A 14880-nucleotide genomic window follows, 5' to 3' on the forward strand; every position below is an offset into this window, starting at 1 on the left:
TCAGTCCTCGCCGTCCCAGATCAGCACCCGGATCGGCGTCGGATCGAAACCGTTGCAGGGATTGTTGATCTGCGGGCAATTGGAGATGACGCAGAGCACGTCCATCTCCGCCACCAGTTCGACATAGTCGCCAGGCGCGGAAATGCCGTCGACGATGGTCATCTCGCCGTTCGGCTTGATCGGCACGTTCATGAAGAAATTGATGTTCGGCACGATGTCGCGCTTGCTCATGCCGTGTTTGGTCACCTCGATCACGAAATTGTCGCGGCAGGCATGGAGGTATTTGGTTCCGTGGCCAAAACGCACCGTGTTGCTCTCGCAGGAGCAGGCGCCGGCTGATGTATCGTGCCGGCCGCAGCTATCGGCCGTCATGACCAGCATGACGTTGCCCTCGTTCGAGATGATCTTCGTGCCGGTGCCGATATAGGCGCCACCTTGCGCCCGCATCGTATCCTGGTTGGAATAACGCTCGGCAAAGTCATCGGCGCGATAAAACAGTGTATCGATTGCCTGTTGGCCGTAGCTGTCCTCGATGCGGATGGTCTGACCCATGCGCACGATGCCGGACCACGGCGCTTCGGCCGGGATGAAATGTTCCTGCACGGCGTTTTCGAGGCTGCGCGAAGCTGAAGTCTTGATGAAATCGGTCATCGTCATCCTCCCTCAGGCCAGCATCGAGGCGTTGTTCTCGAAGCCGCGAAGGGCTTCGGCGGTTGCCGTGCGCGCGAGATCGTCGACTGCGGGTGCGGGCGCGCGAAAGCGCGTGACGATGATCGGCTTCGGTGCATAGACCGGGTCGGGATCGAGCGGATGCGGGCAATTGGAAAGGCCGACGATCATGTCCATTTCGGCGCGCAGCTCGGCATAATCGCCGCTGTTGGAGAGTTTGCCGCGCCAGTGGAAGCCGCCGTCATCGTCGACGCGGACCGGGGCGAAGAGATTGAGGATCGCAGGAATATCGCGCCTGGCAAGACCAAGCTTGCCGGCGACGAGCACGAGATTGTCGCGGGTGTTGCGGGTCTTGACGCCCGGATACTTTGCGGCATTCGAAGCTGACGTCGAGCCGCCCATCAGGCAGTCGTGGGCGCCGGAGCTATCCTCGATCAGCGAAAACATCACCCGGCCCATGTCTGAGAAGATGACGCGGCCCTTGCCGAGGGCGGTCGTCCACTGCACCTTGACCGTATCGACGAGATTGAGCCGTTCGCTCGTGTCAGCGGCGTTCCAGGCGACGAGCGCCACAGTCGATCCGCCTTCGCCCTGATCAATGCGGAGCGCCTCGCCGCGCTTCAGCGCGGTCGACCAGTACCAGCCGCCGGGGATGGTTTCCTGATGGATGATCGCAGCCGCATCGATGGCGGTGGCGGGAAGGGGGCTCGGCGCCGGCAAGGCCTTCGGCGCAAATTCCAGCCCCTTCTTCTGATGTTCCTCATAACGCTGCCGGTTGGCGGCGATCTCTTCGGGCGAACGTCTGACATGCATCATGGCTTTTCTCCTGACGGACTGGAAGCCGGGTCGTCCCGGCGAAGGCCCAGAGAAATGACCGGGCCGTCCCGGTCGGGGCTGAAGACGGAGGGCGCGCCGGCAAGCCTGGGCGGCCAGATGGAAATGTCCTTGGTGATCGTCGCGCCGTAGCGCTCCTTTTCCTCCGGGCGGTCACGCCGACGCTCGAAGGCGACAACGCGCGTCGCCAGCGTGAAGGCCTCGCGCATGTCGTGCGTCACCATGACGACGGTCATCTGCGTTTCGTGCCAGAGCCGCTTCATCAATGTGTGGATTTCGGCGCGGATGCCAGGGTCGAGCGCGCCGAAGGGCTCATCGAGCAGCAGCACCTTCGGCTTCATGATCAGCGCCTGCGCCAGTGCCAGGCGCTGCTGCATGCCGCCTGACAGTTGCGCCGGATATTTGTCCTCGGCGCCGGAAAGACCGACTTCGGCAATCAGCCGCCGGGCTTCATCGACGGCGTTGCGACGGGCAGCGCCGAAAAGCTTGGCTTTATAGCGAGACCCTGAGAGTTCGCGCCCAAGCAGCACATTGCCGAGCACGGTCAGATGCGGGAACACGGAGTAGCGCTGGAAGACGACACCGCGATCCGGACCTGGCTCCTGCGGCAGAGCTTCGCCGTCCAGCAGGATGGTCCCTCTTGTTGGCCGCTCCTGGCCGAGCAGCATGCGCAGGAACGTCGACTTGCCGCAGCCGGACGGTCCGACGAGCGCGACGAAGGCGCGCGAGGCGACGGTCAGCGACACATCTTCGAGGACGATCTGGTCGCCATATTCCTTCCAGACCTTTTCGACCACCAGTTCGCTCATGCCTGCTTCTCCAGCTCCGACCAGGGGAAGACGGCGATGCGGATGCGATCGAGGATATAATTCATGATCACGGCGAGCAGCGTGATCCAGACGACATAGGGAAAGATGACGTCCATCGAGAGATAGCGGCGGACGAGGAAGATGCGGTAGCCGAGACCGGAATCCGACGAAATCGCTTCGGCGGCGATCAGGAACAGCCAGGCAGGACCGAGTTGAAGCCTGAGGCAGGTGATCAGCCGCGGCAAGATCTGCGGCAGCACGACACGAAGGCCGATCTGCCAGGAGGAGCCGCCGAGCGTTTCGGCCTTGACGATCTGCTCGCGCGGCAGCTCCAGCGCCTTCAGCGCAAGGTCGCGGATCATCGTCGGCGCAACGCCGATGACGATGAGCGCGATCTTCGAGGCTTCGCCAAGCCCCATGGCGATGAACAGGATCGGCAGCAGCGCCAGCGGCGGCACCATTGAGATAACGGCGACGAAAGGGGAGAGCAGAGCCCTCATATAAGGCAGCATGCCGATCAGCATGCCGATGACGAGCGCGGTGATCGTGGAGATGCCAAGGCCGGCAAACAGGCGCACCAGGCTCGCTCCGGTATCGGACCAGAGCAGGTATTCGCCGGTGCGCGGATCGGCGATGAAGGCCAGGCGATCGATCGCATCGGCAAAACCGGCAAGACCGGGCAGTAGCTTGTCATTGGCATTTTCCGCCAATCGTGCCACCGAGCCGAAAGTGTAGGCAACGATCAGCAGCACGAAGGGCAGCAGCGTCAAGGCAAGCTGCGCGCCCCGGCTCGGCCTTGTGTTGATCCAGCGCATGAGGAAAGCTCCGCTGATGAAGGTCGGGCGGCGCGGTCAACGCCGCGCCGCGGCTTTTAGATCGCTCAGAGCGAACCGTCGGCGGCGGCCTTCATGTAGGTCTCGGTGAAGCGCAGCTTGACGTTGCCGCTATCGCCGAGGATCTTGCCGTCCGGCATTTCGATGCCAATGACGTCGGCGGACGGCGCGCCATTGCCGAGCAGGCCTTTTTCGAACAGGAAGTTGCGGACGAGATCCATTGTCTTCGGCAGGCTGCCCGAGGCAGTGAAGGCAACGGCATCGGCCGGCTTGGCAAACAGCTTGGTGGCGGCAAGCTGGGATTCGAAGCCCTTGAGATCGGTACCCGATGCCTGGCCCATCGCCTCGCGTGCAGCCTTGCCGTCGGCACTGTCGGCAGTCAGCAATGCTGCGGTTTCATACCAGATGCCGGCGAGCGCCTTGCCGAAATTCGGATTGTCCTTCAGCACGCCTGAATTGGCGACCATCAGGTCGATAATCTCGCCCGGCACTTGCGAGCTGTCGAAGACCTTCTTGGCCGTGGGATCCTCGAGGATGGTCGAGACCAGCGGGTTCCAGGTGACGACCGCGGTCACGTCAGCCGTCTTGTAGGCGGCGACCATATCGGCGTCGGAGGTGTTGACCACTTTCACATCGCGCTCGGTCAGCTTGATGCTTTCGAGCGCGCGGGCGAGCAGGTAGTGCGAGACGGAAAATTCGACGAGATTGACGTTCTGTGCCTTGATGTCGGCAAGGCTCGCTTTGTCCTTGAGGATGACGGCATCATTGCCGTTCGAGAAGTCGCCGACAATCACGGCTGTGGTATCGACGCCGCCGGCAGCCGGGATCGACAGGCCGTCCATATTGGTCAGCGTCACGGCATCGAAGGCGCCGGCGGTATACTGGTTCATCGATTCGACGTAGTCGTTGAACTGGGTCACCTCGATCTTGATGCCGTATTTGTCGGCCCATTTCTTGACGATACCGTGATCGGCGGCGTAGCCCCAGGGCATCCAGCCGACATAGATCGACCAGGCGACCTTGAAGTCGGTCTTCTGTTCGGCCTTCGCGATGGAGCCGAGTCCCAGCGCCAGGGACGCCGTCAGCGCGGCAATTGATAGAATCTTCGAAAAAGTCTGCATTGAAATTCCCCTTTTGCTTTTCTTCAAAAGGGATCGGCAATGACCATCGTGCCGCCAATCCCTTGGCTTACGAGGTCTCCCGGGCTTTTGTCCCGCCGTGCACCCGGCGGGATGTCTCCCCTGCCGGTGGTAGCTCTCGGACCAGCCACGCCTTGCGACGCCGGAACCCTAGCCACCAACTCTGCAACTATCGAAGCAAAGTGTGTGCCAATTTATAAATCATTGATTTTATTGAGAGTGCGATGGCACCAATTCCCTGGCAAATGCAATAGTGCATGCACTTGCACAGAAAATGTGCGTATTCTGCCGTCACCTTAGGCGTTGGTTCTTTTTTGCCCAGTGAAAGACAAGTCGCAGGCAGACGCACAGAACGCCGAATTGCGGCTGCCCCGAGCTAGTTCCGGAAAGAGCCGGCCGGAACCGTCGTCACCAGCCGGATATCACGGCGGAAGTCCGATGGTGACATGCCGGCGATGTGGCGGAAGGATTTGTTGAAGGCGCTGATCGAGCCGAAGCCGCTGTCCATCGCCACCTGCAGCACGTTGGCGCCCTCGCTCATCAGCATTGCCTGAGCGCGCGACAGCCGCAGCAGCGTCACATATTTGCTGAGCGTCATGCCGGTCGATCGTTTGAACAGGTTCATCGCATATTTCGGATGCAGGTCGGCGGCGCGGGCGATATCGACCGAATCGATATCGTGCAGGAAATTGGCGGCGATGAAATCGCACATGCGGGCGACGCTGCGCGAGGAATGCGGATACGGGTGATCGCCGTCGAGATTGATGGTCGCCTGCGACGTCATCGAATAGGGTTCGAGCGCGATCCGTTCGATGCGCAGTAGCAGCTCGTCGACGGCGTGCTGGGCCTTGGCGGGATCGCCTGAGTTGGCATAGCGGAACCAGCGGGTGAAGTTCTCCCTGTCGGCGGCATCCGTTGCCGAGGTCAGCAGCGTCTCGCCCTTCATCAGCCGGCTGGAAACGCTGATCGGCAGGCGCAGCCGGAAGAAATAGACGAGCGGCAGATGGGCGCCGGCATAGAGCGAATCATCCGAGGATTCGTCCATCTGATGCGGCTGACCACCCCAAAAGAGGCACATTTCGCCGGCGTTCAGCCGGAATTCGTGGTCGCTCATCCGGTAGTGCACGGTACCGCGCATCACGTAGTTGACCTCGACCTGTGCGTGCCAGTGCGGCATGGCCATAACAGGCGGATGGGCATGAAACATCTGCAGCGCTGTCGGCAAACCCTCGATGCTGCTCGCGCCGGGCTGATAGATTGCACGTGTGCCGACCTTACTTTCCGCCAAATTCATGTTCCCTTTTTAGGAGACACCCGCTCCCTTACAGATAGTCTAACCGCGTTCGTGAAAGATCGGCAATTGAAAAGGGAGGATTTTCAATGCGCTTCAAACTTCTCGCTGCGACCGCAGCTGTCGCAGTGCTTGCTTCCGGCTCCGCATTCGCGCAGTCGGCCAATCTCACCATCTGGAGCTGGAATGTCGCTGCATCGGCATTGAAGTCCACGCTTCCAGGCTTCAACAAGCAGTTTCCCGATATCAAGATCACCGTCGAGGACCTCGGCAACAGCCAGGTCTTCGACAAGACGCTCGCTGCCTGCGCTGCCGGTGGCGACGGCTTGCCCGACATTGTCAGCATCGAGAATTTCGAGGCTGAAATCTTCTGGAGCCGTTTCCCGGATTGCTTCGCCAATCTGAAGGAGCTCGGCTACACGGCCGATATCCAGGCGAAATTCCCTGATTTCAAGCGCACCGAGCTTGAAGTCGGCGATGTCGCCTATGCCATGCCGTGGGATTCCGGTCCTGTCGCCGTCTTCTACCGCCGCGATCTGTACGAAAAGGCGGGCGTCGATCCGAGCACGATCAGCACCTGGGACGATTTCATCGCTGCCGGCAAAAAGATTTCCGCCGCCAACCCCGGCGTCGTCATGGCGCAGGCCGACTTCAACGGCGACAGCGAATGGTTTCGCATGATCGCCAACGAACAGGGCTGCGGCTATTACTCGACCGACGGTCAGAACATCACCATCAACCAGCCGGCCTGCGTCGCCTCGCTGCAAAAGGTGAAGGAGATGAAGGATGCCGGGACGCTGACGTCGGCCAACTGGGACGAAAAGATCCAGGCCAATACCGCCGGCAAGGCCGCAAGCCAGCTATATGGCGGCTGGTATGAGGGCACCGTGCGCTCGACCTCTCCCGATCTCAAGGGCAAGTGGGGCGTCTACAGAATGCCGAGCCTGACCGCCGATGGCCCGCATGCGGCCAATCTTGGCGGTTCGTCGCTCGCCATTTCGGCGACATCCGCGAATAAGGAAGCCGCCTGGAAATTCGTCAATTACGCCCTCGGCACGGATGAGGGTCAGATCACCATGCTGAAGGAGTTCGGTCTGGTTCCGTCGCTGCTTTCGGCTGAGAAGGATCCCTTCGTCAATGAGCCGCAGCCCTATTGGGGCGGCCAGAAGGTCTGGGCGGATATTCTGGCGACACTGCCGAAGATCGTACCGAGCCGCGGCACAGCCTTCCAAAGTGATGCGGAAGCCATCTTCAAGGCGACGCAGACGAAGTTCTTCGCTGGCGGCTATCCCGATGCGAAGGCGGCTCTCGACGACGCCGCCAAGCAGATCGCTTCGGCGACCGGCCTCCCTATCGCGCAATGAATGACGATGCCGGGCGCTTCAGGCGCCCGGCTTTCCCCCGGTTTGCAAAGCGGCCGGTCATTCGCTCGTGAGGAGGAGGCTTGATGCCGTTCAGAACCCGGAGCGCCTATGCGTTCCTCGCCCCCTATCTGCTGGTCTTTGCCACCTTCTGGGTCTGGCCGATCATCAATTCGTTCCTGATTTCGTTTCAGAACACCCGAATCAATCCGTGGAAATTCAGTTTCCAGGCCAATTGGGGCCGGCTCTTCTATGACCCGGCTTTCTACAATGCTCTTTACAATACGCTGATCATCCTGCTGATTCAGGTGCCGGTGATGATCGCACTCGCGACGGTCATGGCGGTAATGCTCAATTCGCCGCTGCTGAAAGCGCGGCCGCTCTTCCGCTTCGCCTTCTTTGCGCCTGTCGTCGTCGGCGAGGTCGCCTATGCTGCCGTCTTCCGGCTGATGTTCAGCCTCGATTTCGGTATCATCAACAAGCTGATTTCAGCCGTCGGTCTCAGCCCGGTCTCCTGGTTCGACAATGCGAATGCCGCCATGGCGCTGATCATTCTCGCCGTCACATGGCGCTGGGCTGGCTACAACGCCATCATCATCCTCGCCGGCCTGCAGTCGATCCCCGACGATGTCTACGAGGCAGCGACACTCGACCGGGTGAGCAAGGTACAGCAATTCTTTCATATCACCCTGCCGCTTCTGAAACCGATCATCCTCTTCTGCGTGGTTCTTTCGGTGATCGGCACCATGCAGCTCTTCACCGAGCCCTTCCTGATCACCAATCGCGGCGGTCCCGGCGGCGGCACCGAGACGCTCGGCCTGCTACTTTATCGCCAGGGCTTCACCTCGCTGAACTTCGGCTACGCCTCGGCGATCGCCTATACGATGGCTGCCCTTGCCGTGGCGATCTCGCTTCTCAATCTCTGGGTCGGGAGGGATCCGAAATGAGATCCAAATCGCAATCCCTTCTGCTGCGTCAGATCGCGCTGCATGCCGCACTGGCGCCGCTTGCGATAATCTGGCTGTTTCCGCTCTGGATGATGTTCGTCTTCTCGACGATGCCCGACAACGGCATCTTCAGCCCTGACATCGTGCTCTGGCCATCGACCAACTTCGTCGAGAATTTCAAGAACCTGCAGGCCGATACCGATTTCATCGGCGCCATGGTGATCTCCGTCGGCGTCGCGCTCATCTATACGGTCCTGTCGGTACTGCTGACCTCGATGGCGGGCTGGGCGCTGGCGCGGTACCGTTTCGTCGGCCGCTCCATCGTCATCGCCATCATCCTCGGTACGATCACGCTGCCGTTTTCGGTGGTGGTGATCCCGCAATTCATCATGGTGGCACGCGAATTCAAGCTGGCAAACACCTGGGTGGCGCTGATCGTGCCACCGCTGTTCAATTCGCTCGGGGTGCTGTTCATGCGGCAATCCTTCTCGATGATGCCAGGCGAGCTCTTTGATGCCGCCCGGGTCGAGGGCGTCAAGGAATGGCAGATCTTCCTGCGCATCGCCCTGCCGCTGGCGCGTCCGACCATGGCGGCACTGGCGATCATCCTGTTCCTGGCCTCGTGGAACAACTATCTCTGGCCGCTGCTGATCAATTCCAAACCGGGAATGATGACGGCGCCGGTGGCACTGGGAACGCTGATCGGCCTCACCAAGGTGTCATGGGGCGGCATCATGGCCGGCGCGGTGCTGCTGACGGCGCCGATCCTTGTCGTCTTCGTGGCTCTCCAGCGCCATTTCATCGCCGGCATCGCGGCCGGCGCAATCAAATAATCGAACAATAGGGAGGCCGCATGGCAGAGCTTTCACTCAGCAATATCGTCAAGCGCTTCGGCGGCTTTGAGATCATCCACGGCGCCAATCTGGAGGTGAAGGACGGCGAATTCGTCGTCTTCGTCGGCCCCTCCGGCTGCGGCAAGTCCACGCTGCTCAGGATGATCGCCGGCCTCGAGGACATTACATCAGGCGAACTTCAGATCGGCGGCAGGGTGGTCAACGACGTCGAGCCGGCTGATCGCGGCATCGCCATGGTCTTCCAGTCCTATGCGCTCTATCCGCACCTGACCGTCGAGGAAAATTTGAGCTTCGGCCTGCGCATGAACGGCAATCCGAAGGCCGATACCGAGCGGCGCGTGCGCCATGTCGCCGAGATCCTGCAGATCACCGAGTTGATGAAGCGGCGACCGAAGCAGCTTTCCGGCGGCCAGCGCCAGCGCGTCGCAATTGGCCGAGCCATCGTCCGCGAACCCCAAGTCTTCCTGTTCGACGAACCTTTGTCGAACCTCGATGCGGAACTGCGCGTGCAGATGCGCGTCGAAATATCAAGACTGCACAAGCAGCTCGGCACGACGATGATCTACGTCACCCACGACCAGACGGAAGCGATGACACTCGCCGACAGGATCGTCGTGCTGCGCGCCGGCAATATCGAACAGATCGGCGCGCCGCTCGACCTTTACGACGACCCCGCAAACCAGTTCGTCGCCGGTTTCGTCGGTTCGCCGAAGATGAATTTCCTGAAGGCCGTGGTGGTTGACACGCAGCCGGGTCGGGTGGTGATTGCCCTGGAAAGCGACGCCAATACGCGCCTGCCGCTGCCTGTCGCCGTTCCGATCGAAGCCGGCGCAAAGGTGACGCTCGGGATCCGTCCCGAACATTTCGTCGATGCGGGGATGGGCGATGCCGACATCACCGTCACCATCGACGTCGCCGAACACCTCGGCAATACCAGCTACATCTACGCCACCATAGGTCCCGAGCAACTGATCATCGAGCGGCCGGAATCGCGCGTCGCCGGCAACCGCGAGACGCTGACAGTCGGCCTTCCCGCCAATCGCACATTCCTTTTCGACGGCGCCGGTAAACGGCTTCGCTGAACCAAATCCCAGGACAGAAAGACGAAAGAGGATTTTCCATGACTTCAGATCAACCGATCCGGTGGGGCATCATCGGCCCCGGCACCATCGCCCGCACCTTTGCCGATGGCGTCGCCCATTCTCGCACGGGGAAGCTGGTGGCGATCGCTACCCGCAATCCGGCAAAGCCAGGCCTTGCCGAAAACTTCCCCGGCGCCCGCATCGTCAATGGCTACGAGGCGCTGCTTTCCGACCCCGAGGTTGATGCTGTCTATATCTCCGTGCCCCATACCGGCCACGCCGAATGGGCGATCAAGGCGGCACGTGCCGGCAAGCACATCCTGGTGGAAAAGCCGATCGCACTCTCGGCCTACGATGCCGAAGCGGTTTATTACGAGGCGAAAAAAGCCGGCGTCTTTGCCGGGGAAGCCTTCATGTACCGCGTGCATCCGCAGACGGAGAAACTGGTCGAACTCGTCAAAAGCGGCGTCATCGGCACCGTTCGCATCATCCGCTCGAGCTTCGGCTTCAACATGGGCAGCTACAAGCCGGAACACCGGCTTTTCGCCAATGACACCGCCGGCGGCGGCATTCTCGATGTCGGCGGTTATCCGGTCTCGATGGCCAGACTGATTGCCGGCGCCGCAGAGGGCAAGGCCTTCCTCGAACCGGAGAAGGTCTCGGGCGTCGCCCATCTCGGAGAGAGCGGCGTCGATGAATGGGCATCTGCCGTGCTCAAGTTCCCGAACGAGATCATCGCCGAAGTCTCCTGCTCGATCATGGCCCAGCAGGACAATGTGTTGCGCATCATCGGCTCCGAGGGCCGGATCGAGGTCCAGGACTTCTGGTTTGCCTCCGGCCACAAGGGCGGCGTCGGCAAGATCGAGATCTTCAAGGGCGGCAGCCGAGAAACCGTCGAACTCAGGGAGGATCGCTGGCTCTATTCCTTTGAGGCGGACGCGGCAGGCGATGCCATCCGCGCCGGCAAGACCGAATTCAGCTCTCCAGGCATGAGCTGGGCAGATTCGATCGGAAACCTGCGAGTGCTCGACCAGTGGCGTGCCTCGGTCGGCCTCGAATACGGCGTGGAAAAAGCCAGCAAACGCACAGCAAACATTGCCGGCGGCGCGATCGCGCGCGGCAACAGCGTTCCGCAGCGTGAAATTCCCGGCATTTCCAAGCCGGCCTCGGTCGTGACCCTCGGCTTCGAGTTCTTTCCGAACTTCGCCTCTGCCTCGCTGACGCTCGACGCCTTCTACGAGGCCGGCGGCAATGCCTTTGACACGGCCTATGTCTATGGCGGTGGCAAGACGGAAGCGATCTTCGGCGACTGGCACACGAGCCGCAAGGTGCCGCGCGAGGAGATCGTGCTGATCGGCAAGGGCGCCCATTCGCCGCTCTGCTATCCCGATATAATCGCAAAGCAGCTCGACCAGTCGCTTTCCCGGCTGAAGACCGACTATGTCGACATCTATTTCATGCATCGCGACAACACCGACGTGCCCGTCGGCGAGTTCGTCGATGCCATGGATGCCGAGGTCAAGCGCGGACGCATCCGCGGCATATTCGGTGGTTCGAACTGGACGCGGGCGCGCTTCGACGAAGCGATCGCCTATGCCGAAAAGACCGGCAAGACGGCGCCGGCAGCGCTGTCCAACAACTTCTCGCTCGCCGAGATGCTCGACCCGATCTGGGCCGGCTGCGTTGCCGCTTCCGATGACGACTGGAAAAAGTGGCTGAACGACAAGCAGATCCCGAACTTCGCCTGGTCGAGCCAGGGTCGCGGCTTCTTTACCGATCGTGCCGGCCGCGACAAGCGGGATGATGAGGAAATCGTCCGGGTCTGGTATTCCGAGCGCAACTTCGGACGTCGCGACCGCGCCATCGAGCTTGCCAACAAACTCGGCCGCAATCCGATCCACATCGCGCTTGCCTATGTGATCGCCCAGCCTTTCCCGGTCATTCCACTGATCGGGCCGCGCACCGTCGCCGAATTGGAAGACAGTCTCTCGGCACTCGACATCAAGCTGACGCCCGATCAGGTGAAGTGGCTGGAAGGCTGATGCAACAGCCAAGGGCGCGGTTTGAACCGCGCCCTTTGCTTTTCTACTTGCGCGGCTCGGAAGCTTTCTTCCTGGCCGCGTCGTCCATCAGCTCATACCACATGGCGTTGAGGACGGCGAAAGCCGCGGCCAGCGGCAGGCCGAGGATCCATGCAAAATACCACATCGTTTGGTCTCCCTCAGAGCAATTCCAGGAAAAGTGCGAAGCGGTTTTCCGTCCGGAATTGCGTAAAAACAAAAGGTTAGAGCGGTTCTCCTGAATCGCTCTAGTAAGCGTGACTGTTCTTGTCGGTGATCGACTTCTCATCGACCTTGCCCCACAGAACCTTGTAGACCCAGGCTGTGTAGGCGAAGATGATCGGCAGGAAGATCACCGTCACGACCAGCATGATGAACAGCGTCATGTGGCTGGAGGACGCATCCCAGACCGTCAGGCTCGATCGCGGATCAAGCGAGGAGGGCAGGATGAACGGGAACATCGACAAGCCGACCGTCGAGATGATGCCAAAGATCGCCACCTTGCTGAACAGCAGCGTCATGACCTCGCGCCTTGCCCGCATGGCGATGAACGCCAGCGCCGCGCCGACGAAGCCGAGGACGGGCGCGATGATCATCCAGGAATGAGCGGCGTAGTTGGTCAGCCACGCGCCTTTCTCAAGCGCCACGGTCTTCAGCAGCGGATTGGAGGGACCGATCGGGCTGATATCGCTGGTGATGCGATAGCCACCGACGCCGATCCACAGGAAGAGGCCGCCGAGTGCGAAAAGCATGATAACGGCAAGGGCGGCGATGCTGCCATAGGTTCTGGCACGCACGGCGACCGGGCCACTCGACTTCAACACCAGCCAGGCCGCACCATGCATCGTCAGCATGGCTAGCGAAAGCAGGCCGCAGAGCAGAGCATAGGGGTTGAGCAGGGCGAAGAACGAGCCCTCGTAGAAGATCCGCATATCGTCGGCAAAGCGAAAAGGCACGCCCTGTAGCACGTTGCCGACGGCAACGCCGAAGATCAGCGACGGCACGAAACCGCCGACGAACAGCGCCCAGTCCCAGCCGCTCCGCCAGCTGGCGCTTTCCCGCTTCGAACGATATTTGAAGCCGACTGGGCGCAGGATGAGCGCGAAGAGGATCGCGAACATCGCCAGATAGAAGCCCGAGAAGGACACCGCATAAAGCGGCGGCCAGGCAGCAAAGATGGCGCCGCCGCCGAGGATCAGCCAGACCTGATTGCCCTCCCAGGTGGCGCCGATGGTGTTGATCGCCACGCGCCGTTCCGTATCGGTCCGGGCAACGAAAGGCAGAAGGGTGCCGACGCCGAGATCGAAACCGCCTGTTGTCGCAAAGGCGATCAGCAGCACGCCGAGCAGCAGCCACCAGATGAGACGCAGGGTTTCATAGTCAATGAGTTCGTGAAGGATCATGGCAGGTCACTCCGCGGCGGGGATGAGGGTTTCGGAAATCAGAACCGCTTCCGGCTCGTCGTCCGGCTCCGGTCCTTGCTTGATTGCCTTGATCATCAGGCCCATCTCGATGACGATCAGCGTCGTGTAGAGCGCCGCAAAACCGATGATGGTCAGAAGCACGGTGTCGGCGCCAAGGCTGGAGACGGCGGCGGCCGTCGGCAACACGCCTTCGATCACCCAGGGCTGGCGGCCGAATTCGGCGACGACCCAGCCGAGTTCAATGGCAACCCAGGGCAGGGGGATCGCCAGCACGGCAATCTTCAGAAGCAACGGATATTTGTCGAGGTGGCGGCGCGCTGACAGCCAGAAGAAGGTGGCGGTCAGCAGGATGAAGAAGATACCGAGGCCGACCATGATGCGGAAGGACCAGAAGAGCGTCGGCACGTGCGGGATGGTATCGCGCGCGGCCTGAACGATCTGCTCCTCGGTCGCCCGGCGCGGATCGTCGACGTAGCGCTTCAGTAGAAGAGCATAACCAAGATCGTGGCCGAGATCCTCGAAGGAGCCGCGCACTTCCTGCGCAACCTGGTCCTGTGCCGGTGCCGAACGGATCTGCATCAACGCGTCGTAAGCCTTGATACCGTCCCGGATCCGGGTTTCGGCCTGCTGTTCGAGCTTGTCGATGCCGGGGATTTCGGTCGTCAGCGACCGCGTGCCGATCAGGCCCATGACCCAGGGAATGTGCACGGCAAAATGCGTTTCGCGGGCTTCCTGGTCGGGGAAGCCGAAGGCGGTGAAGGCGGCCGGCGCCGGTTCCGTCTTCCACATGCCCTCGATTGCCGCGAGCTTCATCTTCTGGTTCTCGGTCGCGAGATAACCGCTCTCATCGCCAAGGACGACGACCGAAAGCGCCGAAGCGAGGCCGAAGGAGGCGGCGACCGTCATCGAACGCTTGGCAAGCTCGATATGCCGGCCCTTGATTATATACCAGGCCGAGACGCCGAGCACGAAGATCGAAGCGCAGACGTAACCTGCCGATACCGTATGGACGAATTTCGCCTGGGCCACCGGGTTGAAGACCACATCGAAGAAGCTTGTGATCTCCATGCGCATCGTTTGCGGATTGAGCGCCGATCCCACCGGGTTCTGCATCCAGCCATTGGCAATCAGGATCCACAGCGCCGAGAAGTTCGAGCCGAGCGCCACAGCCCAGGTGGCGACCAGATGGCCGACCTTCGACAGTTTGTCCCAGCCGAAGAAGAACAGCCCGACGAAGGTCGCCTCGAGGAAGAAGGCCATTAGGCCTTCGATCGCCAGCGGCGCACCGAAGATGTCGCCGACATAATAGCTGTAATAGCTCCAGTTCATGCCGAACTGGAACTCCATGACGATGCCGGTGGCGACGCCGATCACGAAATTGATGCCGAACAACGTGCCCCAGAATTTCGTCATCTGTCGCCAGATCTGGCGGCCGGTCATGACATAGACGGTTTCCATGATCGCCAGGAGCACGGACAGGCCGAGCGTCAAGGGCACGAACAGGAAGTGGTAAAGCGCCGTCAGCGCAAATTGGAAGCGCGAAAGTGCTACGATATCTAGTTCCATTGTCTTTCTCC

General features: G+C 61.0%; 14 protein-coding genes and 1 riboswitch. Of the genes, 5 read left to right on the forward strand and 9 right to left on the reverse strand.

The features are described from left to right. The 6 genes from ACD590_RS33025 to ACD590_RS33050 all read right to left on the reverse strand — a co-directional run bounded on the left by ACD590_RS33025 (position 1) and on the right by ACD590_RS33050 (position 5578). The gene (locus tag ACD590_RS33025) at positions 1-651 is read right to left on the reverse strand and encodes an urea amidolyase associated protein UAAP2 (RefSeq protein WP_439004255.1); all 651 of its coding nucleotides are present in this window, start codon (positions 649-651) and stop codon (positions 1-3) included. Between the two features lie 12 nt (positions 652-663). Further along, entirely contained in the window at positions 664-1485 is an 822-nt protein-coding gene (locus ACD590_RS33030; RefSeq protein ID WP_018247024.1) for an urea amidolyase associated protein UAAP1, read from the reverse strand. Beyond that, positions 1482-2312 carry an ABC transporter ATP-binding protein gene (locus ACD590_RS33035; protein WP_317277970.1) on the reverse strand — a complete coding sequence of 277 codons (831 nt, stop codon included), beginning with the start codon at positions 2310-2312 and terminating at the stop codon, positions 1482-1484. The genes ACD590_RS33030 and ACD590_RS33035 overlap by 4 nt, the downstream gene beginning before the upstream one ends. Then, a complete protein-coding gene (locus ACD590_RS33040) occupies positions 2309-3127 on the reverse strand; it encodes an ABC transporter permease (protein WP_018247022.1) in 819 nt (272 codons plus the stop codon). Before ACD590_RS33040 ends, ACD590_RS33035 begins: the two co-directional genes overlap by 4 nt. A 65-nt stretch (positions 3128-3192) precedes the next feature. Further along, a complete protein-coding gene (locus ACD590_RS33045) occupies positions 3193-4266 on the reverse strand; it encodes a putative urea ABC transporter substrate-binding protein (RefSeq protein ID WP_018247021.1) in 1074 nt (357 codons plus the stop codon). A 74-nt stretch (positions 4267-4340) separates the two neighbouring features. Next, a riboswitch (guanidine-I (ykkC/yxkD leader) is annotated at positions 4341-4449 on the reverse strand. Positions 4450-4660: 211 nt separating this feature from the next. Next, positions 4661-5578, reverse strand: coding sequence for a helix-turn-helix domain-containing protein (locus ACD590_RS33050; RefSeq protein WP_439004256.1), 918 nt, complete (start codon positions 5576-5578; stop codon positions 4661-4663). An 86-nt stretch (positions 5579-5664) separates the two neighbouring features. Here ACD590_RS33050 and ACD590_RS33055 point away from each other — a divergent pair, with 86 nt between their 5' ends. From ACD590_RS33055 to ACD590_RS33075, 5 genes are all read left to right on the forward strand, one after another. Beyond that, positions 5665-6939, forward strand: a complete 1275-nt coding sequence (locus ACD590_RS33055; protein ID WP_018247019.1) for an extracellular solute-binding protein — start codon at positions 5665-5667, stop codon at positions 6937-6939. A gap of 83 nt (positions 6940-7022) precedes the next feature. Then, entirely contained in the window at positions 7023-7883 is an 861-nt protein-coding gene (locus tag ACD590_RS33060; RefSeq protein ID WP_018247018.1) for a carbohydrate ABC transporter permease, read from the forward strand. Further along, the gene (locus ACD590_RS33065; protein WP_018247017.1) at positions 7880-8716 is read left to right on the forward strand and encodes a carbohydrate ABC transporter permease; all 837 of its coding nucleotides are present in this window, start codon (positions 7880-7882) and stop codon (positions 8714-8716) included. The genes ACD590_RS33060 and ACD590_RS33065 overlap by 4 nt, the downstream gene beginning before the upstream one ends. Positions 8717-8736: 20 nt before the next feature. Continuing rightward, a complete protein-coding gene (locus tag ACD590_RS33070; protein ID WP_130654140.1) occupies positions 8737-9819 on the forward strand; it encodes an ABC transporter ATP-binding protein in 1083 nt (360 codons plus the stop codon). Between the two features lie 38 nt (positions 9820-9857). Continuing rightward, entirely contained in the window at positions 9858-11861 is a 2004-nt protein-coding gene (locus ACD590_RS33075; protein ID WP_130654141.1) for an aldo/keto reductase, read from the forward strand. A gap of 43 nt (positions 11862-11904) precedes the next feature. Here ACD590_RS33075 and cydX read toward each other — a convergent pair whose 3' ends face one another. From cydX to ACD590_RS33090, 3 genes are all read right to left on the reverse strand, one after another. Next, positions 11905-12027, reverse strand: a complete 123-nt coding sequence (cydX, locus tag ACD590_RS33080; protein WP_017957645.1) for a cytochrome bd-I oxidase subunit CydX — start codon at positions 12025-12027, stop codon at positions 11905-11907. Between the two features lie 100 nt (positions 12028-12127). Continuing rightward, positions 12128-13282: a cytochrome d ubiquinol oxidase subunit II gene (gene cydB, locus ACD590_RS33085; RefSeq protein WP_130654142.1), complete on the reverse strand. Its 1155-nt coding sequence runs from the start codon at positions 13280-13282 to the stop codon at positions 12128-12130. Between the two features lie 6 nt (positions 13283-13288). After that, positions 13289-14869 (reverse strand): cytochrome ubiquinol oxidase subunit I, encoded by a 1581-nt coding sequence (locus ACD590_RS33090; RefSeq protein WP_130654143.1) that lies wholly within the window; start codon positions 14867-14869, stop codon positions 13289-13291. Positions 14870-14880 lie beyond the last annotated feature (11 nt).

This window comes from Rhizobium sp. 862_C5_N1_2 (assembly GCF_051811205.1).
Classification (GTDB): domain Bacteria; phylum Pseudomonadota; class Alphaproteobacteria; order Rhizobiales; family Rhizobiaceae; genus Rhizobium; species Rhizobium leguminosarum.